This window comes from Dechloromonas hortensis, from assembly GCF_009469765.1.
In the GTDB taxonomy this organism is placed as follows: Bacteria; Pseudomonadota; Gammaproteobacteria; order Burkholderiales; family Rhodocyclaceae; genus Azonexus; species Azonexus hortensis.
Genome location: NZ_SSSQ01000001.1, coordinates 322,980 through 344,575 on the forward strand (window position 1 = coordinate 322,980; position 21,596 = coordinate 344,575).

Genomic DNA, 21,596 nt, shown 5'->3' on the forward strand with positions numbered 1-21,596 from the left:
TTTGGCAAAAGGGCCGGGCGCCAACCCGACCCCGGCGGTCAACTGCCTATTTAACGCGGATTCCCGGTTGTGGCAAGGAACGCCAGTATTGCGGCGGCACTACCACCTGGGCGCCGAGCTCGGTGGCGGCATGCCAGGGCCAGCGCGGGTCGTAGAGGATGCCGCGGGCCAGCGCCACCATGTCGGCCTGGCCGGAGGCGACGATCGCTTCGGCCTGGGCGGCTTCGGTAATCATGCCGACGGCGATGGTCGGCAAGCCGCTTTCCCGGCGAATCCGTTCGGCCAGCGCCACCTGATAGCCCGGACCGACCGTGATCTGCTGCTGCGGCGACAGGCCGCCGCTGGAGACATGGATGAAGTCACAGCCCAGTTCGCGCAAGGCCTTGGCGAAGACGACGCTCTGCTCGACATCCCAGCCGCCGGCCACCCAGTCGGTCGCCGAAATGCGGATACCGAGCGCCAGCGTCGGCACGGCGGCGCGGACGGCGGCAAAGACGGCAAGCGGGAAACGCAGGCGGTTTTCCAGCGAACCGCCGTACTGGTCGTCGCGCCTGTTGGCCAAGGGCGACAGGAACTGGTGCAGCAGGTAGCCATGCGCGGCGTGGATTTCGATGGCATCGATGCCGAGCCGCTGTGCCCGTTGGGCGGCGCTGACGAAAGCGGCCAGCACGCGGTCGAGGCCGGCCTGATCGAGCGCCTGCGGGGCCGGCTCATTGGGTTGAAACGGGATGGCCGAGGGCGCCACGGTCGGCCAGCCGCCTTCACTGGGCGGCACCAGGCCACCGCCCTGCCAGGGTACATGGTTGGAGGCCTTGCGGCCGGCATGGGCGAGCTGGATGGCGATCGGCATCGAGGAATGGCTGCGCACGGCGGTCAACACCCGGCCGAGGGCATTTTCCGTGGCGTCCGACCACAGGCCGAGATCGGCCGGCGAAATACGGCCTTCCGGTTCGACCGCAGTGGCTTCGATGATCAGCAGGCCGGCGCCGGAATGGCTCAAGTTGCCGTAGTGCATCAGGTGCCAGTCGGTCGCTTCGCCGTTGTCGGCCGAGTACTGGCACATCGGCGCGATCGCGATGCGGTTGGGCAGGCGCAGCGGGCCGATCGAATAGGGGGTGAACAGCTGGCTCATGGGCGTTTCCTTAATTGTGTGGGCGGACATCTCAAAAACCTTCAAGCACGATCTTGCCGATACTGCGGCCGCTTTCGAGAATGCGGTGGGCCTGGCGCAGATTGGCGGCGTTGATCCGGCCGAGATGCTGCTGTGCCGTGCTGCGGATCACGCCCTGCTCGACCAGGCGCGCCAGTTCGTCGAGCAGGCGATGCTGCGCCACCATGTCGGCAGTCTGGAACAGCGAACGGGTGAACATCAATTCCCAGTGCAAGCTCAGGCTCTTGCGTTTGAGCAGGCGGACATCGATCGGTTCCGGATCGTCGATCAGCGCCAGCTTGCCTTGCGGCGCGAGAATTTCGACCAGTTCGGGGAAATGGCGGTCGGTCTGGGTCAGGCTGATCACGTAGCCGACCGGCGGCAGCTTCAGGGCCGCCACTTGCGGCAGCATCGGCTGGCTATGGTCGATCACCTGATGCGCACCGAGTTCACTGACCCAGGCGCGGGTTTCCGGCCGCGAGGCGGTGGCGATCACGGTCAGGTCGGTCAACTGGCGGGCGAGCTGGATCAGCACCGAGCCGACCCCGCCGGCGGCGCCGACGATGAGCAGGCTGGCCGGCTGCCCGGCCCCGGCCAGCGGCACTTGCAGGCGGTCGAAGAGCAGTTCCCAGGCGGTGATGCCGGTCAGCGGCAGAGCGGCCGCCTCGGCCGGCGCGATGCCTTGCGGCGCATGCCCGACCAGGCGTTCGTCGACCAGGTGGAATTCACTGTTGCTGCCGGCCCGGTCGATGGCGCCGGCGTACCAGACGGCATCGCCCGCCTTGAACAACGACACCTCCGGCCCGACTTCGCGGACGATGCCGACCGCGTCCCAGCCGAGTACCTTGTATTCGCCGGCGGCCGGGGCCGCGCTACGGCGCACCTTGGTATCGACCGGATTGACCGAAATCGCCTGCACCTCGACCAGCAGGTCGCGGCCGGTGGCCTGCGGCCGCGGCAGTTCGATGTCGAGCAGACTGTCGGGAGCGTCGAGCGGGCCGGGTTGGCGGTAAGCGATGGCTTTCATGGGGCACCTTGCAGAAGTTTGGATGCAGCGAGTGTAGGCCTCGGCCAGCCGCTTGATAATCCGCCGCTCGCTTGATTTAATATCAAAATATTTTTGAAAATAGGCGGCAGCATGCTCAATCTGGCCGACATCCAGCTCTTCATCCGGGTCAGCGAAAGCGGCGGCATCAGCGGTGCGGCGCGTGCCTTGGGCCTGACGCCGGCCGCCGCCAGCGCCGCCATCAAGCGCCTGGAACGGCAGGTGGCCAGCCAGTTGTTCGAGCGCTCGACCCGCTCACTACGGTTAACGCAGGCCGGCGAGGATTTTCTCGGCTACTGCCGGCAGTCGGTGCTGGCCCTGGAGGAAGGGCTGGCCGCATTACGCGACGGGCGCGAGGAACTCTCCGGCGAAATCCATCTCGGCGCTCCATCCGATCTTGGCCGCGACCGCCTGGACCGGATGCTCGAACCCTTTCGCCAGCGCCACCCGCAGATCCGGCTGATCATGCACCTCTCGGACGGGATCCACGACCTCTATCGCAACCCGATCGACCTCGTGCTGCGCTACGGCCTGCTCCGCGACTCGACGCTGATCGCCCGCAAGCTGTGCGACAACAGCCGGGCGGTGTGCGCGGCGCCGGCCTATCTGGCGCGGGCCGGGCGGCCGGCGAACTTCGAAGATCTCGCCGAGCACAACTGCATCTGCTTCTACCGCAACGGCGAGCCCTACAACCGCTGGCGGCTGTTCGATCAGGGCCAGGCGCGGGAAGTGGTGGTCAGCGGCGACCGCGCCGCCGACGACGGGGCGATGGTCCGCCAGTGGGCGCTGCAGGGCTGCGGCATCGTCTACAAGTCGCGGCTCGACATCGCCGACGATCTGGCCAGCGGCCGGCTGATCGACCTCTTTCCCGAGGCGCAATGCGAACCGGGACCGCTCTTCGCCGTCTATCCCAGCCGCCAGTATCAGCCGGCCCGGCTGCAGGCCCTGCTCGAATTCCTGCAGGGCGCCTTCGCGGCTTAGAGCAGCCCTGATTTATTCAAAAATGTCATTCCCGCGCAGGCGGGAATCCATAAAAATCAACGAACTGAATCCCCGCCTACGCGGGGATGACGAATATTTCAGCGTCTCCCTAGAACAGCCCTTCGAAGAGCTGGACCTGGACGCTGTCGCCGGCCTGCACGCCGGCGCAGTCTTCCGGCAGGATGACGAAACAGTTGGCCTCGGACATCGAACGCAGCACGCCGGAGCCCTGGTTGCCGGTGGTTTTGACCTGCCAGTGACCGTCCACCGCAGCAATCGCGCCGCGCAGGTATTCCCGCCGGCCCGGCTGCTTCTTGATCGGATTGGCGGCAACCACCGTCAGCAACGGGCGCTGCGGCAGCGGGTCCTGGCCGGACAGGCGGCGCAGCGCATCGAGCGCGAACTGCGTGTAGCTGACCATCACGGCGACCGGGTTGCCGGGCAGACCGAACAGCCAGGCCTGACCGATGCGGCCGAAAGCCATCGGCCGGCCGGGCTTGATGTTCAGTTTCCAGAACTTGACCTGGCCGAGCTTGGCGAGAATTTCACGGACGAAATCGGCTTCACCGACCGACACGCCGCCGGTCGTGATGATCGCATCGGCGATCTGGGCTGCTTCGACCAGCGTCGCTTCGAGCGCCGCCGGCTGGTCGGGGACGACGCCGAGATCGATGACGTCGGCACCGAGGCGGGCGAGCAGGCCGTGCAATGTGTAGCGGTTGCTGTCGTAGATCTGGCCGGGGGCCAGCGGCTGGCCGATCGAAGCCAGTTCGTCGCCGGTCGAGAAGAAGGCGACGCGCAAGCGGCGCTTGACCGCCACTTCGCCGATGCCGAGCGAGGCGATCAGGCCCAGCTCAGCCGGCCCGATCAGTTTGCCGGCGGCCAGTGCGACGGCGCCCCGGGCGAGATCCTCGCCGGCTCGCCGGGTATTCTGGCCGGCCCGCTGGCCGGCCGGGACGATAACCACCGAGCCGTCCAGGCGCGTCACTTCCTGGACGACGACGCTGTCGGCGCCGGCCGGCAGCACGGCACCGGTCATGATGCGCACCGCCTGTCCCTTGCCGACCTGGCCGGAGAAGGCGTTGCCGGCGAAGGCGGTGCCGACGACATTCAGTCGTGTCTCGCCGTCGGGCGCCAGGCTGTCGAAGCGGATCGCGTAGCCGTCCATCGCCGAGTTGTCATGGGCCGGTACGTCGTGCGGCGCGATGATGTCGGCGGCCAGGATGCGGCCCAGCGCACTGCGCACGGGCACCAATTCATGGCCGGCAATCGGCGTGATTTCGGCCAGCATGCGCTGACAGGCTTCGGCAGCGGACAGGGAAGGATTGGCGTGCTCGCTCATCGTGTCACTTCTTGGCGTTGGGGAAGAAAACCGGCTGGCCGTCGGCGCGGAAAGCGGCAATCGCCTCCTGCCCTTCCTTCGAAACCAGCCACTGGGCGAAGCGCTCGGCGGCTTCCTTTTTGACATGCGGATGGCGCGCCGGGTTCACCGGAATGACGCCATACGGATTGAACAGCACCGGGTCGCCAGCCAGTACCAGATCGAGGTCGCGGCGGTTCTTGAAGGCGCCCCAGGTGGCGCGGTCGGACAGCGTGTAGCCGTTGATCGCCGCCGCCATGTTCAGGGTCGGCCCCATGCCGCTGCCGGTTTCCTTGTAGCCGGCCAGGGTTTTCGGATCGACGCCGGCCTCTTTCCACAGGCGCAGTTCGGCGGCGTGCGTGCCGCTCTTGTCGCCGCGCGAGATGAAGGCCTGGCCGCTGCCGGCAATTGCCTTCAGGGCATTGAGGGCGCTGGCCGCGTTGCGGATCTTGGCCGGATCGTCCTTCGGACCGACGAAGACGAAATCGTTGTACATCACGTCCTTGCGGTAGCTGCCGTAGCCTTCGGCGACGAACTTGTCCTCGGCCGTTCGGTCATGCACAAACAGCACGTCGGCATCGCCGCGACGGCCGATCTCCAGTGCCTGGCCGGTGCCGACCGCGACGACGCGGACCTTGATGGCGGTCGACTGCTCGAATTTGGGCAAAATCCAGCCGAACAGGCCGGACTGCTCGGTCGAGGTGGTCGAGGCGACGACCAGGGTTTCCTCGGCGTGAACGACACCGATGAGCAGGCCGAGGGCCATGATCAACGATCGAAAGCAATGCGCCATGGCAGTTCTCCTTGCATGAAAGCCCGGGCCGCCGGCGATTGCGGACGGGCAAAGAAACGGGAGGCCGGGGCGTGTTCCTGCACCCGGCCGTCGGCGAGAAAAATGATGTCGTCGGCCAGGCGCGTCGCCTGCCCGAGATTATGGGTGGTCATCAGCACCTTGGCGCCCTCGGTGCGCACTTCGCGGATGATCCGCTCGACCGCTTCGGTGGCCGACGGATCGAGGCTGGCCGTCGGCTCGTCGAGCAGCAGCAGGCGCGGCCGCATCGCCCAGGCGCGGGCCAGCGCCAGGCGCTGGCGTTCGCCGCCGGAAAGCAGGCGGGCGCAATCCCGGGCCCGGTGCGCCAGGCCGACCCGCTCCAGCACCTCGGTCGTCCGCCGGCGCCGTTCGGCGGCGGTCATCGCCTGCGGCCGCAAGGCGAACTCAACGTTGGTGAACACCGTCATCCGCAACAGCATCGGCTGCTGAAAAACCATGGCCAGCCGGCCATCAGGTTGCGCCGCACCGCCCCAGTCGATCGCCCCGCCATCAGCCGGCAGCAGCCCGGCCAGCAGGCGCAGCAGCAGCGTCTTGCCGGTGCCGTTCGGACCGAGGATGACGCTGATCCCCTCGCCCGACAATTCGAGGTCGAGGCCATCGAGAATGGGCCGTGCCTCAGGCGCGAAACGCAGGCCGGCAATGCGCAGCGGAAACATCAGCCGTACCGCCGCGTCGCCCAGCAGCGGACGTAGTGGGCCGCGACATTGAGGCCGAAGATGATCGCCATCAGCACGATGCCCAGCGCAATCGACAGCGCCAGATCACCCTTGCTGGTTTCAAGCGCGATGGCCGTGGTCATCACCCGGGTGTAGCCGTCGATATTGCCGCCGACGATCATCACCGCCCCCACTTCCGACATCGCCCGGCCGAGGCCGGCCAGCATCGCGACCGACAGCGAAAAGCGGCAGTCGGCAAGGAGCAGCATTACCGCCTGCGGTCGACCAATGCCGATCACGGAAAACTCCGGCGCGTACTCGCGCCAGGCATCCTCGACGATTTGCCGGGTGACGGCGGCAATCAGCGGCACGACCAGCACGCTCTGGGCAACGATCATCGCGGCCGGCGAAAAAAGCAGGCCCTGGCTGCCGAACGGCCCGCTGCGCGACAAGGCCAGATAGACGAGCACGCCGACCACCACCGACGGCAGCCCCATCAACGCATTGAGCGCGACGATCAGCGCCCCGCGCCCACGAAAACCGGCCACCGCCAGCCAGGCACCGAGCGGCAGGCCGAGCAGCGCGCCAATGAGCAGCGCGGTCAGGCTGACGCGCAACGACAGACCGACGATTTCGAGCAATCGGTGGTCGAAGCAGCCAAGCAGCAGGAGGGCGTCGGAAAGCGTGGCAAGCATGGGATGCGCAGGATAACACCGGGCCGCAAGGGCGGGAAATGCTGGCGCCATCGGCCCCTTGGGTGCTTCAGGCGGGACGGATTGGGGCTCAGCCACGCCCGGCTCATCGAGCAAGCACCTCCGGCCCGTTATAATGCCCCGGCGGTCGGTGTACCGCACTGAAACGGTGGCGCTGCGGCGCCTTTCAAGCTGTCGTGATATCCGCACGGCGGCGGTTGCTGTAAAAATCGGAGCCTTAAATGACCCTGTCCGCCACGCGCCGCCTGGCGCTGAAGGGGGCGCTTGCCTGTGCCTTCGCTTCTGCCTTTGCCTCCTCCGCCCTTGCCGCCGACGCCGTGCTGCGCGTTTCGGCCATTCCCGACGAAGCGCCGACCGAACTGCAACGCAAGTTCGCCCCGCTCGGCAAATACCTCGAAGCGCAAACCGGCATGAAGGTCGTCTTCACGCCGGTTTCCGACTACGCCGCCGTCGTCGAATCGCTGGCGACCAAGAAGATCGACCTCGCCTGGCTGGGCGGCTTCACCTTCGTGCAGGCCAAGATCCGCACCAACGGCACCGCCATCCCCATCGTCCAGCGCGCCGAGGATGCGGTGTTCACCTCCAGGTTCATCACCGCCGATCCGACGATCAAGGCGCTGTCCGACCTCAAGGGCAAGACCTTTGCCTTCGGCGCCCCGTCCTCGACCTCGGGCAGCCTGATGCCGCGCTTCTTCCTGCAGCAGGCCGGGCTGAACCCGGAAAAGGATTTCAAGAACGTCGCCTTCTCCGGCGCCCATGACGCCACCGTCGCCTTCGTTGCCGCCGGCAAGGCCGAGGCCGGGGTGCTCAACGCTTCGGTCTGGGACAAGCTGGTCGAGCAGAAGAAGGTCGACACCGACAAGGTGCACGTCTTTGCCACCACGCCGCCCTACTTCGACTACAACTGGACGGTGCGCGGCGATCTTGACCCGGCTCTGGTCAAGAAACTGACCGACGCTTTCCTCAAGCTCGACCCGGCCAATCCGGAACACAAGGAAATTCTCGGCCTGCAACGCGCCGCCAAGTTCATCCCGACCAAGAAGGAAAACTACGAAGGTATCGAGAAGGCAGCCCACTCGGCCGGCCTGCTCAAGTGAGTTTTGCGCTGGATGGCGTTGGGCTGACCCACGCCAACGGCTTCACTGCGCTAAGCGACATCACGCTGCGGGCGAACAAGGGCGAGCGGATCGCCCTGATCGGCCCCTCCGGTGCCGGCAAGACCTCGCTGCTCTCGGTGCTCGGCACGGCGCTGGCACCAACGGCGGGTGTAGCCGAGATTTTGGATTTTGGCCAAAATCTCCGGTTGACCGCAGGACTCAAAGCGCTACGCCCCCGCATCGGCACCATCCATCAAGCGCCGCCGATTCCCGGCCGGCAGCGGGTAGTAACGGCGGTGCTGGCCGGCAAGCTCGGTCAGTGGCCGGCCTGGAAGTCGCTCGCTTCACTGCTTTACCCACTCGACGTGGCCGGCGCCCGCGCCACGCTGGAACGCCTCGACCTCGCCGACAAGCTCTTCGCCCGCTGCGATCAATTGTCCGGCGGCCAGTTGCAGCGGGTCGGCATCGCTCGCGTGCTCTACCAGCAAGCCGAGCTGATCCTTGCTGACGAGCCGGTCTCCGCCCTCGACCCGGCGCTGGCCCTGGCCACCGCCCGCCAACTGGCCGCTGATGCCGAAGCGCGCGGCGCGACGCTGGTCGCCAGCCTGCATGCGGTCGACCTCGCCCTCAACTGCTTTCCGCGCATCGTCGGCATCAAGGCCGGGCGCATCGCCTTCGACCTGCCGGCCGGCGAAGTCAGCGAAGCCCTGTTGCACGACCTCTACGCCAGCGAGGGCCAGACCCTGCCGACCCTGGCCAACGAACCACGTTTCACCACCCTGGCCGCCGCCAACGACCCGGCGACGCGCGCCGCATGCTGCTGAATCCGGCCCCGCCGCGCGACCCGGCCGCCCGCGGCCGCCTGAGCGGCGCCCTGCTAGCCCTCGTCATCCTTTGGCCGCTGTTCCGGGCCGCCGAATTCAAGCCCGGCGCCCTGTTCGACAGCAGTAACCTGAAGGTCATCGGCCACTTCCTGGCCGGCTTCCTGCCGCCGGAACGGGGCGCCGAATTCCTCGCCTATCTCGGCAAGGCGACGCTGGAAACGCTGGCCATCGCCACCGCCGGCCTGGCCCTGGCCTGCGTGATCGCGGTGCCGCTCGGCTACCTGGCGACCGCGGCCGGGCGCGAGCAACCGACGCTGAACCCGCTGACGCGCAGCCTGCTGACCGTGCTGCGCGGCATTCCCGAACTGGTCTGGGCGCTGCTCTTTGTCCGTATCTTCGGGCTTGGTCCGGCGGCCGGCGTGCTGGCGCTGGGCCTGACCTACGGCGGCATGCTGGCCAAGGTCTATGCCGAAATCCTCGAATCGGTCGATCCTGCACCGGCCCACGCCCTGCGCCGCAGCGGCGCCGGCCGGCTACTCGCCATTCTCTACGGTCTGTTGCCGCAGGCCTCGAAGGAACTCGCTTCGTACACCGTCTACCGTTGGGAATGCGCCATTCGCGCCTCGGTGGTAATGGGCTTCGTCGGCGCTGGCGGCCTTGGCCAGCTAATGGATCAGGCGATGAAGATGCTCAACGGCGGCGAGGCAGCCAGCATCCTGCTCACCTTCATGCTGCTAGTTTTCGCCGCCGACGGCGTTTCCGGCTGGCTGCGCCGGGCGCTCGACACGCCACCAGCCGCCCGCGCCTCGCCTTTCGGCTGGCGCAGCATCAGTTTTCTGCTCGTCCTGCCGAGCGCGGTCATTGCCAGCTTCCACTGGCTGGAAATCGACTTTGGCGAGCTGTTCACCGCCGGTGCCGCCCACAGCATCGGCGAATTCGTCGCCGGCTTCTTCCCGCCCGACCTGAGCAGCGACTGGCTGGCCCGCGTCGGCCTGGGCATCTGGGAAACCTTGGCCATTTCGGTGGTCGGCACCTTGCTCGCCGCCGTCGCCGGCCTGCTGCTCGCCCTGCCGAAATGGCGGGCGCCGTTCAGTTTCCTGCTCAACACGCTGCGCTCGGTACCGGAACTGGTCTGGGCGACGATTACCGCACTCGCCGTCGGCCTCGGCCCGTTCGCCGGCGCGCTGGCCCTGGCCCTGCACACGACCGGCGTGCTCGGCCGGCTCTATGCCGAAGCCCTCGACAACGCACCAGCCGCCCCCGGCCACGCCCTTCGCCTGGCTGGCGCCCCCGCCGGCCTGAGCTTCCTCTACGGCACGCTGCCCGGCGCGGCGCCGCAACTGATCGCCTATACGCTGTACCGCTGGGAAATGAATATCCGCATGGCGGCCATCCTCGGTTTCGTCGGCGCCGGCGGTCTGGGGCAACTGCTCTATTTCGAACTCTCGCTGTTCCACCACGCCCAGGCGTCGACCGTGATCATCGCCATGCTGATTCTGTCGATTGCCGTGGACCAGACCAGTGCCTGGCTGCGCCAGCGCCTGCGATAAACGGAGATTTATGCATGCAGCACATCCTGATCATCATTCACGCCCCACCTTACGGCAGCGAGCGCTGCCTGTCCGCGCTGCGCCTGGCGACGGCGCTGGCCGGCAACGACCAGAAACCGGCGGTCCGCATCTTCCTGATGTCCGACGCCACCGTGCTCGGCCTGCCCAATCAGGTCGATGGTAGCGGCAACGGCCTGCAGGGCATGGTCGAGGGACTCGTCGCCCAGGGCGTCGAGATCCGTTCCTGCCGGACCTGCGCGCTTGCCCGCGGCTTGGCCGAACTGCCGCAGATTCCCGGCGTCAGCATCGGCACGTTGGTCGAGCTGGCCGAGGCAACGCTGGCCGCCGACAAGGTGATCACCTTCTAATATTCGGCAACTACCGAGCAAAAGAAAACCCGGCGCTTCAGGCCGGGTTTTCTTTTGGCAGACTGCTTGCTGCAGCCGCTATTTTTTCACTGCGGCAGGCGCCGGAGCCGGCGCAGCAGCAACCGGTGCCGCCGGCGCAGGAGCGGGAGCGGCTGCCGCAGGCGGTGCCGGCGGAGCGATCGGCGTCGGCTTGACGGTAATGCCCTTGGCCTTCTGCTCCTTGATGTATTTCTCGGCCACGCGGTCCTGCGCCTTGCCGAGTTGCTCGGCCTCGGCCTTGGCCTTTTCGGCCGCGACAAGCTTGGCTTCCTCGGCCTTGGCCTTGGCTTCTTCGCTCGGCGGCGGCAGCTTGGCCCAGGCGCCGGCACTGGCCAAGCTCAGGGCCAGAATCAGGGCAAATTTGCTGTGCTTCATCGTGATCTTCCTCCCATTAACCTTGCGGATGACCGGATTTGCCGGCCTTGACGTCCCTGTACCATTCCTCGTGGTGCTCGCGAGCCCAGGTTTCATCGACGTAGCCGGTCTTCATCGAATCCAGCGCGCCATGAACACCGATGGTGCCCATGTAGATATGGCCGAAGGCGAGCAGCAACATGACGATGGCCGCCACGGCATGAACCAGGTTGGCGAGTTGCATGTCGGCCCGGCCCTGCCCGAAGTTCGGGAAGTCGAGGACGAAACCGGAGACCGCCACGGTCAGGCCGAGGATGGTGACACCGATCCAGAACCAGGTCTTTTCACCGAAGTTGAAGCGCCCGGACGGTACATGCTCGCCGGTCAGCAAACCACCGGCCTTGCGGATCCACAGCGCATCGATGTTCTGCCAGACGTTGTCGCGCGCCCAGATGGCGATCATCGCCAGCGTCGAGACGGCGAACAGCGGCCCGATGAAATTGTGCACGTTCTTGCCGAGCACCATCAGGTAGCCGAACAGGCTGTGGCCGATGACCGGGATCAGCACATGCTTGCCGAACAAGATGGCGAGACCGGTAGCGGCGAGGACCAGGAAAGTGCCGGCCGTGATCCAGTGCACGACCCGCTCATAACGCGGGAAACGCTGGATCAGCTTGCCGGTCAGCGGATCGTGGTTGGTCAGCGGCCCCTTGATCTTGTAGAAGATCAGGATGGCCGCGGCGACCAGCACGACCAGCCAGCCGCCGTACAGCGTCAGCGGACCGTTGCGCAGATGGCGCCAGGCGTCGCCGCCGGTCTGGATCAGCACGCCGGCTTCGTTGCCCGGATTGTTGGTGAAATGCGCCTTGTCCTGGCGCACCTCACGCCACATCGGCGCATTGTTGCCGGGCTGGGTCTGCTGCCGCTCGGCCTGTTGCTGTGCCGGCGGGGTGTCGGCCGCGCGCAGCGGCAGACTCCAGGCCAGCATCAGGCAGGCGGCGATCAGCCAGCGCCCGAGCAGTGAGGCGAAATTTGAAGTCGTCATCGTCAACTCCTCAGTTAGCCTTCTTGTACTCGTTCTGGTTCTGGTTGCGGCTGGCCAGCGCCGCCTCCCAGGCCGCCTTGTCGCCGGCGAACTTGCCGCCTTCCCAGGGCCGGGTGTCCGACTTGCCCTGGTAGCTGCCCGGCTTGTAGCTGGCAACCTGCGAGTACTCACCACAGGCGGTCAGGCCAATGCCTGCGGTGAACATCAGAAAAAGTGCCTTTTTCATTTTGCCCCCTCCTTCGCCGCGGGTGCCGGGGCACCCTGTTCCGGCTTGCCGTAGGCCGTCGTCCAGCCCCAGGCGGCATCGCCGGCCTTGCCGCGACGCAGCGCGCGATCGCGGAAGATGTCGGAAATCACCGGTGCATCGCCGGCGAGCAGGGCCTTGGTGGCGCACATTTCGGCACAGGCCGGCAACTTGCCTTCGGAAATGCGGTTGCGGCCGTACTTCTCGAACTCTTCCTTGGAACCGTTCTCTTCCGGGCCGCCCGAGCAGAAGGTGCATTTGTCCATCTTGCCGCGGGCACCGAAGGCGGCCGGGCCGTTCGGGAATTGCGGGGCGCCGAACGGGCAGGCGAAGAAGCAGTAGCCGCAGCCGATGCAGGCGTCCTTGTTATGCAGTACGACGCCTTCTTCGGTCTTGTAGAAGCAGTCGGTCGGGCAGACGGCCATGCACGGCGCGTCCGAGCAGTGCATGCAGGAGACCGAGATCGATTTCTCGCCCGGCACCCCGTCGTTGATGGTCACGACGCGGCGGCGGTTAACCCCCCACGGCAGTTCGTGTTCGTTCTTGCAGGCGGTGACGCAGCCGTTGCACTCGATGCAGCGTTCCGCGTCGCACAGGAATTTCATGCGGGCCATTTAGTTTTCTCCAATTCTGATTTTGGCGCGATGCACATTGCCGCCAGGCCGCGAAGACGAGCCGCAGACAGTGCGGCTAGCACGGCAAGGCGCTGTCGACAAAGGCATGGCGGTTATGTGCATCGGGCTTAGGCTTTGACGACGCGGCAAAGCGTAGTTTTGGTTTCCTGCATCATCGTCACCGACTCGTAACCATAGGTCGTACCCTGGTTGACCGACTCGCCGCGCACGATCGGCGCCGCTCCTTCCGGGTAGTACTCGAGCATGTCCTTGCCCTGCCACCAACCGGAGAAGTGGAAAGGCAGGAAGACCGTGCCCGGTGCGACCCGCTCGGTGACCTGGGCGCGCAGCTTCATGCGGCCCTTGCTCGGCGTCTCGACCCACATGTAGTCGCCGTTGCGGACGCCGGCGTTGTTGGCGTCCTTCGGATTCACTTCGGCGAACATTTCCTGCTGCAGTTCGGCCAGCCACGGGTTGGAGCGCGTTTCCTCGCCGCCGCCCTCGTACTCGACCAGACGGCCGGAGGTCATGACGATCGGGAAGTCCTTGGAAATGTCCTTGACCTTGTCCTGCAGCGACTTGTACAGCGTCGGCAGGCGCCAGAAGGCCTTCTTGTCGGCCGGCTGCGGGTACTTTTCGACCAGGTCCGGACGCGGCGAGTACATCGGCTCGCGGTGCACCGGCACCGGGTCCGGGAAATTCCAGACCACGGCACGGGCCTTGGCGTTGCCGAACGGATGGCAGCCGTGCACTTTCATGACGACACGCTGGATGCCGCCGGAACGGTCGGTCTTCCAGTTCTTGCCTTCCGCCAGCTTCTTCTCGTCGTCGGTCAGGTCATCCCACCAGCCGAGCTTCTTCAACAGCACGTGGTCGAATTCCGGGTAACCCATCTGCAGGTCGGCGCCCTTCGAGGCGGAACCGTCCTCGGCGAGCAGCGACACGCCATCCTTCTCGACGCCGAAGTTGGCGCGGAAGTTGCCGCCGCCTTCCATGACATGCTTCGAGGTGTCGTACAGGTTGGGCGTGCCCGGGTGCTTCATTTCCGGTGTGCCGTAGCACGGCCAGGGCAGGCCGAAATACTCGCCGTCGCAGGGGCCGCCGTTGGCACGCAGCGTCTTGACGTCGAAGGTGTGCATGTTCTGCATGTGCAGCTTCAGGCGCTCCGGCGACTGGCCGGTATAGCCGATGGTCCAGCAGCCCTTGTTGATTTCGCGCAGGATGTCCTCGATAACCGGCTCATCCCAGCCCTGCTTGTCCTTGGCGATGGCGATGTTCTTGCACAACTCCTTCTCGAAGCCGAACTTCTTGGCGAAGGCGTACATGATGGTGTGGTCGGGCTTCGACTCGAACAGCGGCTCGATGACCTTCTCGCCCCATTGCAGCGAACGGTTCGAGGCGGTGCGCGAACCGCTGGTCTCGAACTGGGTGCAGGCCGGCAGCAGGTAGACGCCGTCCTTGCGCATCATCGCCGACATCGCGGCAGTGGCCGACGGATAGGGGTCGATGACGACCAGCAGGTCGAGCTTCTTCATCGCCTCGACCATTTCCAGGCCGCGCGTCTGGCTGTTCGGGGCCATGCCCCAGTAAACGACGGCGCGGATGTTGGAATCCTGATCGATGTTCTCGTTGGCTTCGAGCACACCGTCGATCCAGCGCGAGACGGTGATGCCGGATTTCTCCATCATCCCTTGCGAGGCGAACTGGCTCTTCACCCACTCGTAGTCGACACCCCAGACCGCACACCAGTGCTTCCAGGAGCCGGCAGCGAGGCCGTAGTAGCCAGGCAGCGAATCCGGATTGGGACCGACGTCAGTCGCCCCCTGCACGTTGTCGTGACCACGGAAGATGTTGGTGCCGCCGCCGGAAACGCCGACGTTGCCGAGCACCAGCTGCAGGATGCACATGGCGCGGACGTTGGCATTACCGACCGTGTGCTGGGTCTGGCCCATGCACCAGACGACGGTGGACGGCTTGTTCTTGGCCAGCATCTCGGCAATCTTCAGCACTTCGGCCTCGGGGATGCCGGTGACGTCCTGGACCTTGTCCGGCGTCCACTTCATCACCTCTTCCTTGACCTTGTCGATGCCGTGCACGCGGGCCTTCAGGTAATCCTTGTCTTCCCAGCCATTCTTGAAGATGTGGTAGAGCATGCCCCAGATGAAGGGAATGTCGGTCCCGGAACGGATGCGCGAGAAGACGTCGGCCTTGGCCGCCGTGCGCGTGAAGCGCGGATCGACGACGGCGATCTTGCAGCCGTTTTCCTTGGCGTGCAGCAGGTGCAGCATCGACACCGGGTGCGCCTCGGCGGCATTCGAACCGATGTACAACGCTGCCTTGGAATTCTGCATGTCGTTGTAGGAATTGGTCATCGCGCCATAGCCCCAGGTATTGGCGACGCCGGCGACCGTAGTCGAGTGGCAGACGCGGGCCTGGTGGTCCATGTTGTTGGTGCCGAAGAAGGACACGAACTTGCGCATCAGGTAGGCCTGCTCGTTGCTCTGCTTCGAGGAGCCGACCCAGTAGGTCGCATCCGGGCCGCTTTCCTTGCGGATCGCCAGCAACTTTTCCGAGACCTCGTTGAGCGCCTGTTCCCAGCTGATCTTGCGGTACTTGCCGTCGACCAGCTTCATCGGGTACTTCAGGCGATGCTCGCCGTGGCCGTGCTCGCGCACCGAAGCACCCTTGGCGCAATGGGCGCCGAGGTTGATCGGCGAATCGAAGACCGGTTCCTGGCGAACCCAGACGCCGTTCTCGACCACCGCATCGACGGCACAGCCGACCGAGCAGTGGGTACAGACGGTGCGTTTGACTTCAACGCCGGTCTTTTCCTTGACCGCGTCGGCCGCTTCCGCCGAACCGATCATGTTGTAGGGCAGCTGGCTGGCGACGACGCCACCACCGGCAGCGAGGCCGGAACGCTTGAGGAAGGTGCGGCGATCCATGGTCGCGGCAAGCACGCCCTGGCCAGCGCCCCGCAGGAAGTCCCCTTGGGGGACGGTCAACGCCGGATTGGCGGCCAAAATGACGCCTGCTTCAGGCTTCGCCTGGGCAGGGGATTTTCCTTTTCTGGTCAGCATCGATCTCTCCCGCTCAGATCCGCGCCGTGCGGTAGTAATTATTGATATGGCGGGTTTCGGCATAGCCGCCCGCCTTCTCTTCGGCACTGACAGTCGTCACTGGCTTGGCCGTTTCCTTGCCGACCCCGACGGCGACTGCCGCCACCGCGCCGGCACTGCCGACGCCGGCGGCGAGCAGGAAGCCGCGCCGCTTGAGGTTTTCCGGTTTTTTATCAGTCATGATTTCCCCTCCTCACAAAACTGGTTCAAAGCATCTCGAACGCCAGGCGTTCGATCTCGAAATAGGCACGCACCAAGCCGGCGGTGCGCGAATAAAAACGGGAGTCGGCGGCGTTTTCCAGCGCATCGGCCAGGGCATCGACCCACGGTGCCAGATGGCCGGCGAAAAACGCCTTCTGCCGAGCCAGGCCGGCCGCATCGGGGCCGGTAACGATCAGGTGGCGCATGACGTCGCTCAGCGCCGCGATGTGATCTTCGGATTCGGTAATGCCCAGCCGGCGGCCGAGCCCGAGCTCGGCGAGGTCGGCGCGCAGCTCGACTACCGGCTCTTCCATCAGGAAGCCGGCGATATAGAAGGAGCCGAAAAGCATCACTTCCGGCCGGCCGATGGTCAGGAACAGGCGGGTGTATTCCTCCTCGACCTGTTCGGCATTGATGCCGCGCGCCGCATCGCCCAGCATCAGCCAGGCTTGGCCAAGCGCGCTGTCGGCATTACCCCAGGTGGCGGCCAGGGCCGGCAGCTTGTCGAGAAAATCGGCATCCGGCGCACTGGCGAACAGCCGCGACAACACCGCGTAATGCTCGGCCCGAGCCCGATCCTCGTCGTTCAACACCGGCGCCGCGGCGATCCGTTCCCTGACTGCGCTCATTCCGACATCTCCCAGGCTTTGGTGCTTTTTTCGTTGTTGATCAGGTCGACCACCCGGCAGTCGCCGCACATGCTCAGGCGGGCCTGCGCTTCCGGCGTCGCGAACATGCTGTGACCGGACAGCTTGCTGATCATGCTCAGGATGGTCGGCGCGGCGCCCATCGGCTTGCCGCAGGCGGTGCAGCAGAAGACCTCGGCCTCCCTGAGCAGACGCTCCTGGCGGCGGTCCTTGAGCAGCAGGCGCGGGGTCAGCGTGATCGCCTGCTCCGGACAGGTGTTGGCGCACAGGCCGCACTGCACGCAGTTGCGCTCGATGAAGGACAGCCGCGGCGCATCGGCCGCCGCCTTCAGGGCGCTGGCCGGACAGGCGCTGGTGCAGGCCATGCACAGCGTGCACGCGTCGCTGACGGCGACCATGCCGAACGGTGCACCGGCCGGCAGGGCGATGGCCTCGGCGGCGACCGGGGCGTGCTTGGCCAGATGATCGATGACGAATTCCAGCGTCGTCCGCTTGTCGGCGAGCAGCCGGAATTCGGCCGCCGGCACGGCATCGGCCGGTGCCCAGGCGGCCAGCGCGCCCAACCAGCCGGCCTCTTCGGCATCAATGATGCGCAGGTAGTCACCGGCATAGCCCAAGCCATTGAGGATGGCCTGACCGAGTTTCGCCTGCCGCTGCAGCGGCGCCAGGTCGTGCGAACCGGCGCCGAGCACGGCGACTTGACAGGCGCCGAGCGCCACGGCACCAAGCAGCAGGTCGAGACCGACCGCATCGGCACTCCAGGTTTCGAGCGGGATGACATTGGCCGGCAGCGTCTGGCCGGCCCGCTTCATGGCAAGCAGTTGCTTGCGCCCGGCTTCGGCGGAATGGAAGAGCAGACAGGGCTGAGCACCCCCAGCGGCGCGGTAGGCCTTGAGTTGTGCCTTGATCGCCAGGCCGAGATCGGCGACGCGCGGGTACTGGTAGCTCAGCGCACCGGTCGGGCAGACCGTCGTGCAGGTGCCGCAGCCCTGACAGAGATAGGGATCGAGCTTGATGCTGTCGCCGAAACCGATGATCGCCTCGGTGGCGCAGACTTCGATACAGTTGCTGCAACCGCTCTTCTGCGAACGGCTGTGGGCGCAGACCCGCTCATTGACGGCAACGTAGCGCGGCTTTTCGAACTCGCCGTCGAAAGCCAGCAGGTCGATCACGGCCAGTGCCTGGTCGAGCGGATCGCGGCCCGGCGCGACATAGCCCGGCGGCAGTTCGACCCGGTTGAGCAAGGCTTGCGGCGAGAGGTCGAGCACGACGTCGAAGCTGCCGCGCTTGGCCAGACCGGCCGCTTGCCAGCTGACCTCGAAGGCGCCGAGGTGGCCGGCCAGCTTGACTTCGCTGCCTTGCTCCAGCGTGAAATTGGCCTCTTCCGGCAGGTCGACCGCCGGCATTTCGCCCACGGCCAGCACGCAGACCTGACGCTGCCCGGCCAGCCGTTCGGCCCAGCCCAGCGCCACTTCAGCTTCGCCGACAATCAACAGGCGGCCGTCGGCGTTCATGCTGACCGCCGGCACCGGCTCCGGTGCCGGCAATTCGTTCAGGGCCGCCAGAGCGGCGGCCAGAGGCGGATGATCGGGAGCAAACAGCGAAGCGACGGCAACTGGATTCAAGGGGCGTACCTCAAAATAAGTTGTGGTTACTTGCAGGCTTTGTGCCAGCTATTGCGCTATTTCACCGCAGTACGCGAATTGCTTGCCGTCAGGCAGCCGGGCCCAGCCAGCCCGTTGATTTATATAAGCTTATATCCAACAACAAACGACAGTCAGCGGCTGCCAAAGCCGGCTTCGCTCATGCATCCTTGGCTGCGGGAACTTCACCCTGCGGTGCGACTGGGACATTTTGTCCATCGCCAGCCAAAATGTCGCAGTCGGCCGTGCTTTCGGCCGCTGCCAGCGGCGCTTCCGGCGCATCGAACAGCAGGCCGCGCGCCTGGTTCAAGGTAGCCAGCATTTCCGCCGGGATCGGCTCGCTCAGGTTGTAGTCCTCGATGTAGATGTCGAGGCCGTCCATCACGTTGAAATGCGGGTCGGCGAACAGGGTTTTCATCGCCTTGCGGCGGATTTCCTCGCTGATCTCCTGGCGCATGAACTGGCCGAAATCGCTGTCCGGGGTCAGGTTGGCGAGCAGGCTCTCGGCATCGGTGATCTCGGCGGTGGACGCCTGTTCGGCGGCCTTTTTCAGCCGCGACCAGCGTTCGAGAAAACGGCCGCTCATGGCCGGCGCTTTCCGGCAAAGGGATCGTTGCGCTTGATCTTGGTCCGCACCGCCGGCTTGTAGTGGGTATTGACGAAGTCGCCCAGCCAGTCGGCGATTTCCGGCGGCATCGGGACGCCGTCGCACTGCTCGCCGGAATCCAGCCAGCGCGCCGCCTCGCCATAGCTCAGCGAGGCCTCCATCGGCTTGGCAAAACCTTCATCCATCCGCCACATGACGAAGACGCGCGGCTCGGGCGAAGTCAGGTTGAGGTGGTAGTTATCGACCTCGTCGCGGAACAGTTCGAGCGGAAAATGGCCGGCCAGAAACTGCGCACGCTGCTCGTCGGCGAAAATCTGCCGGGGCGGGGCGTCGACCGGCGCATCGAAGGCCGGCACCACGCCGATGGCCTCCCATTTCTCGCTGACCCAGCGATTGTCGAGCTGCTTCTTTTCGATGATGACGGCAACGGGAAACTGTTTCATGGCGCTTTTCTGGAACTCTGTTTTTTCAGCATAGCCCAACTTTCTCCCCGTGTAGAATCCCGCCGATGAATCGCCCACTGCTCACCCAGGCCAGCCGGCCGCTGACTTTCGAGATCGATGCCGTCAATGAACGCGGCGAGATCGTGCCGACCGCCATCGCCGGCGAACACCCGCTGACGCTGTACGTCGACAAGCAGGAAATCGTCACCCTGATGACGCTTGGCGCCGCCCCCGAGGCACTGGCCCTTGGCTACCTGCGCAACCAGCGCCTGCTCGGCAGCCTGGCCGAAATCGCCGCCGTGCAGGTCGACTGGGACGTCGATGCCGTTGTCGTCACCACCACCCACGGCCGCGGTATCGATGCCTGCCGCATCGAGAAGCGCACGGTGACCACCGGCTGCGGCCAGGGCACGGTGTTCGGCGACCTGATGGCGGAGATTGACGACATCCGCCTGCCCGGCGACGCCGTGCTCTCCGAAGCGACCCTGTACGGGCTGCTCGAAGCGGTACGTCACCACGAATCGATCTACAAGCAGGCCGGCGCCGTGCATGGCTGCGCGCTGGCCCGGGGCAGCGAGATCCTGATGTTCGTCGAGGACGTCGGCCGCCACAACGCGGTCGATGCCATTGCCGGCAAGATGTGGCTGGACGGCCTCGACGGCGGCGACAAGATTTTCTACACGACCGGCCGGCTGACCTCGGAAATGGTCATCAAGACGGCGCAGATGGGCATCCCCTGCCTCGTCTCGCGCTCCGGCCTAACCCAGATGGGCTGGGAAATCGCCCGCCGCCTCGGCATGACGATGATCGGCCGAGCCCAGGGCAAGCACTACCTTCTATTCACCGGCGAGGAGCGTTTTACGCGATGAGCGACAAGATTACGGGTGTCATTCTGGCCGGCGGCCTGGGCCGGCGCATGGGCGGCATCGACAAGGGCCTGCAGGAACTGCGCGGCCAGCCGATGGTGCATTGGGTCGTCGAGCGGCTGACGCCGCAGATCGATGAACTGCTGATCAACGCCAACCAGAACGCCGAGCGCTACGCCGCTTTCGGCCACCCCGTCGTACCCGACCAGATTCCCGATTTTGCCGGTCCGCTGGCCGGGCTGCATGCCGCGCTATCGGCAGCGACGCATCCGCTGGTCGCCACCGCCCCCTGTGACTCGCCCTTCCTGCCGGCCGATCTGGTTTCCCGTCTTTTTTCGGCGTTGACCGCAGCCCATGCCGATCTTGCCGTCGCCCGCACCTTCGAGCAGCCACATCCGGTGTTCTGCCTGTGCAAGCGCGAGGTACTGCCCCATCTGACCGAATTTCTCGCCAGCGGCGGCCGCAAGATCGACCGCTGGTATTCGACGCTGAACATTGTCGAAGTCGCCTTCGACGATGAGGCCGCAGCCTTCGAAAATATCAATACGCGGGAAGAGCTTTCTCGCTTCGACCAGGCGCCGGGCTGAGTCCCATTGCCTTGACGATGAAGTCGGCGACCTGCGCCGGCTGATTCAGATCGAGTTGCGGCAGGCCGGTAGCAACCGCCTGGTCGCTGGCCACCGCGATGATGTGCGGGTCGTTCGGGAAGAGCTGCGGCTTGTCGATCGCCGCCCGCCAGATTTCGATTTTCGGAATCGGCTCGTGCTTGAAGCCTTCGACCAGCACCAGGTCGCACGGCGACAACTGGGCCAGCGCTTCTTCCAGCTTCAGTTCCGGCCGGCCACGCAACTCGTGCATCACCGCCCAGCGATTGGCGGAGGTGACCAGCACCTCGCGGCAACCGGCATGGCGATGCCGCCACGAATCCTTGCCCGGATAGTCGATATCGAATTCATGGTGGGCGTGCTTGACCAGCGAAACCACCAGCCCGCGCGCTTCGAGCAGACCGATGACCAGCTCGACCAGCGTTGTCTTGCCGCTGCCGGACCAGCCGGCGATACCTATGACCTTCATGCCGTTTTGTCTTGAGGGGGGCGAAAAATGGCGGCCATTATCCCCATTTGGCGCGTTTACGGCGCAATTTTTGTATCCCTAACCTGTGGAAAACCCGTATTGCGCCGCATCAATTCCTGCCTAA

At 65.6% G+C, this 21,596-nt stretch carries 24 protein-coding genes; 7 read left to right on the forward strand and 17 right to left on the reverse strand.

The features are described from left to right. Window positions 1-46: 46 nt before the first annotated feature. Complete coding sequence (locus GH663_RS01575) at window positions 47-1,132, reverse strand: NADH:flavin oxidoreductase/NADH oxidase (protein ID WP_153129984.1); 1,086 nt, start codon at window positions 1,130-1,132, stop codon at window positions 47-49. A 31-nt stretch (window positions 1,133-1,163) separates the two neighbouring features. Next, window positions 1,164-2,177: a zinc-binding alcohol dehydrogenase family protein gene (locus GH663_RS01580; RefSeq protein ID WP_153129985.1), complete on the reverse strand. Its 1,014-nt coding sequence runs from the start codon at window positions 2,175-2,177 to the stop codon at window positions 1,164-1,166. 111 nt (window positions 2,178-2,288) lie between these two features. Here GH663_RS01580 and GH663_RS01585 point away from each other — a divergent pair, with 111 nt between their 5' ends. Continuing rightward, complete coding sequence (locus tag GH663_RS01585) at window positions 2,289-3,176, forward strand: LysR family transcriptional regulator (protein ID WP_153129986.1); 888 nt, start codon at window positions 2,289-2,291, stop codon at window positions 3,174-3,176. 109 nt (window positions 3,177-3,285) lie between these two features. Here GH663_RS01585 and moeA read toward each other — a convergent pair whose 3' ends face one another. Genes moeA through GH663_RS01605 form a run of 4 tightly spaced genes read right to left on the reverse strand, consistent with a single transcriptional unit; the run spans window position 3,286 to window position 6,719 of the window. Beyond that, a complete protein-coding gene (gene moeA, locus GH663_RS01590; protein ID WP_153129987.1) occupies window positions 3,286-4,518 on the reverse strand; it encodes a molybdopterin molybdotransferase MoeA in 1,233 nt (410 codons plus the stop codon). A gap of 4 nt (window positions 4,519-4,522) precedes the next feature. Then, on the reverse strand, window positions 4,523-5,329 hold the full coding sequence (locus GH663_RS01595; protein ID WP_153129988.1) for an ABC transporter substrate-binding protein: 807 nt from the start codon (window positions 5,327-5,329) through the stop codon (window positions 4,523-4,525). Next, on the reverse strand, window positions 5,305-6,024 hold the full coding sequence (locus tag GH663_RS01600) for an ATP-binding cassette domain-containing protein (RefSeq protein WP_153129989.1): 720 nt from the start codon (window positions 6,022-6,024) through the stop codon (window positions 5,305-5,307). The genes GH663_RS01595 and GH663_RS01600 overlap by 25 nt, the downstream gene beginning before the upstream one ends. Next, on the reverse strand, window positions 6,024-6,719 hold the full coding sequence (locus GH663_RS01605) for an ABC transporter permease (RefSeq protein ID WP_153129990.1): 696 nt from the start codon (window positions 6,717-6,719) through the stop codon (window positions 6,024-6,026). Before GH663_RS01605 ends, GH663_RS01600 begins: the two co-directional genes overlap by 1 nt. Before the next feature lie 239 nt (window positions 6,720-6,958). Here GH663_RS01605 and GH663_RS01610 point away from each other — a divergent pair, with 239 nt between their 5' ends. From GH663_RS01610 to GH663_RS01625, 4 genes are read left to right on the forward strand one after another with little or no spacing between them, the layout of a single operon-like run. Beyond that, window positions 6,959-7,834, forward strand: a complete 876-nt coding sequence (locus tag GH663_RS01610) for a putative selenate ABC transporter substrate-binding protein (protein ID WP_153129991.1) — start codon at window positions 6,959-6,961, stop codon at window positions 7,832-7,834. Next, entirely contained in the window at window positions 7,831-8,658 is an 828-nt protein-coding gene (locus GH663_RS01615; RefSeq protein WP_153129992.1) for a phosphonate ABC transporter ATP-binding protein, read from the forward strand. Before GH663_RS01610 ends, GH663_RS01615 begins: the two co-directional genes overlap by 4 nt. Next, window positions 8,649-10,208, forward strand: a complete 1,560-nt coding sequence (phnE, locus tag GH663_RS01620) for a phosphonate ABC transporter, permease protein PhnE (protein ID WP_153129993.1) — start codon at window positions 8,649-8,651, stop codon at window positions 10,206-10,208. Before GH663_RS01615 ends, phnE begins: the two co-directional genes overlap by 10 nt. Before the next feature lie 14 nt (window positions 10,209-10,222). Continuing rightward, entirely contained in the window at window positions 10,223-10,576 is a 354-nt protein-coding gene (locus tag GH663_RS01625) for a DsrE/DsrF/TusD sulfur relay family protein (RefSeq protein ID WP_153129994.1), read from the forward strand. A gap of 78 nt (window positions 10,577-10,654) precedes the next feature. Here GH663_RS01625 and GH663_RS01630 read toward each other — a convergent pair whose 3' ends face one another. The 10 genes from GH663_RS01630 to GH663_RS01675 form a co-directional block, all read right to left on the reverse strand. Next, the gene (locus tag GH663_RS01630) at window positions 10,655-10,990 is read right to left on the reverse strand and encodes a formate dehydrogenase (protein WP_153129995.1); all 336 of its coding nucleotides are present in this window, start codon (window positions 10,988-10,990) and stop codon (window positions 10,655-10,657) included. Between the two features lie 16 nt (window positions 10,991-11,006). Beyond that, on the reverse strand, window positions 11,007-12,014 hold the full coding sequence (locus GH663_RS01635) for a formate dehydrogenase subunit gamma (protein WP_153129996.1): 1,008 nt from the start codon (window positions 12,012-12,014) through the stop codon (window positions 11,007-11,009). Between the two features lie 10 nt (window positions 12,015-12,024). Next, window positions 12,025-12,240, reverse strand: a complete 216-nt coding sequence (locus GH663_RS01640) for a hypothetical protein (protein WP_153129997.1) — start codon at window positions 12,238-12,240, stop codon at window positions 12,025-12,027. Further along, window positions 12,237-12,872 carry a formate dehydrogenase FDH3 subunit beta gene (gene fdh3B / locus GH663_RS01645; protein ID WP_066885348.1) on the reverse strand — a complete coding sequence of 212 codons (636 nt, stop codon included), beginning with the start codon at window positions 12,870-12,872 and terminating at the stop codon, window positions 12,237-12,239. Before fdh3B ends, GH663_RS01640 begins: the two co-directional genes overlap by 4 nt. A 128-nt stretch (window positions 12,873-13,000) precedes the next feature. After that, window positions 13,001-15,952: a formate dehydrogenase subunit alpha gene (locus GH663_RS01650; RefSeq protein WP_153129998.1), complete on the reverse strand. Its 2,952-nt coding sequence runs from the start codon at window positions 15,950-15,952 to the stop codon at window positions 13,001-13,003. A gap of 13 nt (window positions 15,953-15,965) precedes the next feature. Then, on the reverse strand, window positions 15,966-16,172 hold the full coding sequence (locus GH663_RS01655; protein ID WP_153129999.1) for a formate dehydrogenase: 207 nt from the start codon (window positions 16,170-16,172) through the stop codon (window positions 15,966-15,968). Between the two features lie 25 nt (window positions 16,173-16,197). Then, the gene (locus GH663_RS01660; RefSeq protein ID WP_153130000.1) at window positions 16,198-16,821 is read right to left on the reverse strand and encodes a TorD/DmsD family molecular chaperone; all 624 of its coding nucleotides are present in this window, start codon (window positions 16,819-16,821) and stop codon (window positions 16,198-16,200) included. Then, window positions 16,818-18,464, reverse strand: coding sequence for a 4Fe-4S binding protein (locus GH663_RS01665; protein ID WP_246181474.1), 1,647 nt, complete (start codon window positions 18,462-18,464; stop codon window positions 16,818-16,820). Before GH663_RS01665 ends, GH663_RS01660 begins: the two co-directional genes overlap by 4 nt. 178 nt (window positions 18,465-18,642) lie before the next feature. Next, the gene (locus GH663_RS01670; RefSeq protein ID WP_153130001.1) at window positions 18,643-19,068 is read right to left on the reverse strand and encodes a DUF3306 domain-containing protein; all 426 of its coding nucleotides are present in this window, start codon (window positions 19,066-19,068) and stop codon (window positions 18,643-18,645) included. After that, window positions 19,065-19,532, reverse strand: coding sequence for a DUF3305 domain-containing protein (locus GH663_RS01675; protein WP_153130002.1), 468 nt, complete (start codon window positions 19,530-19,532; stop codon window positions 19,065-19,067). Before GH663_RS01675 ends, GH663_RS01670 begins: the two co-directional genes overlap by 4 nt. A 65-nt stretch (window positions 19,533-19,597) precedes the next feature. Here GH663_RS01675 and GH663_RS01680 point away from each other — a divergent pair, with 65 nt between their 5' ends. Further along, window positions 19,598-20,401 (forward strand): formate dehydrogenase accessory sulfurtransferase FdhD, encoded by an 804-nt coding sequence (locus tag GH663_RS01680; protein WP_153130003.1) that lies wholly within the window; start codon window positions 19,598-19,600, stop codon window positions 20,399-20,401. Then, a complete protein-coding gene (gene mobA, locus GH663_RS01685; RefSeq protein ID WP_153130004.1) occupies window positions 20,398-20,985 on the forward strand; it encodes a molybdenum cofactor guanylyltransferase MobA in 588 nt (195 codons plus the stop codon). The genes GH663_RS01680 and mobA overlap by 4 nt, the downstream gene beginning before the upstream one ends. Here the strand turns inward: mobA and mobB are convergent. Beyond that, window positions 20,939-21,472: a molybdopterin-guanine dinucleotide biosynthesis protein B gene (gene mobB / locus GH663_RS01690; RefSeq protein ID WP_153130005.1), complete on the reverse strand. Its 534-nt coding sequence runs from the start codon at window positions 21,470-21,472 to the stop codon at window positions 20,939-20,941. The genes mobA and mobB overlap by 47 nt on opposite strands. Window positions 21,473-21,596: the final 124 nt, after the last annotated feature.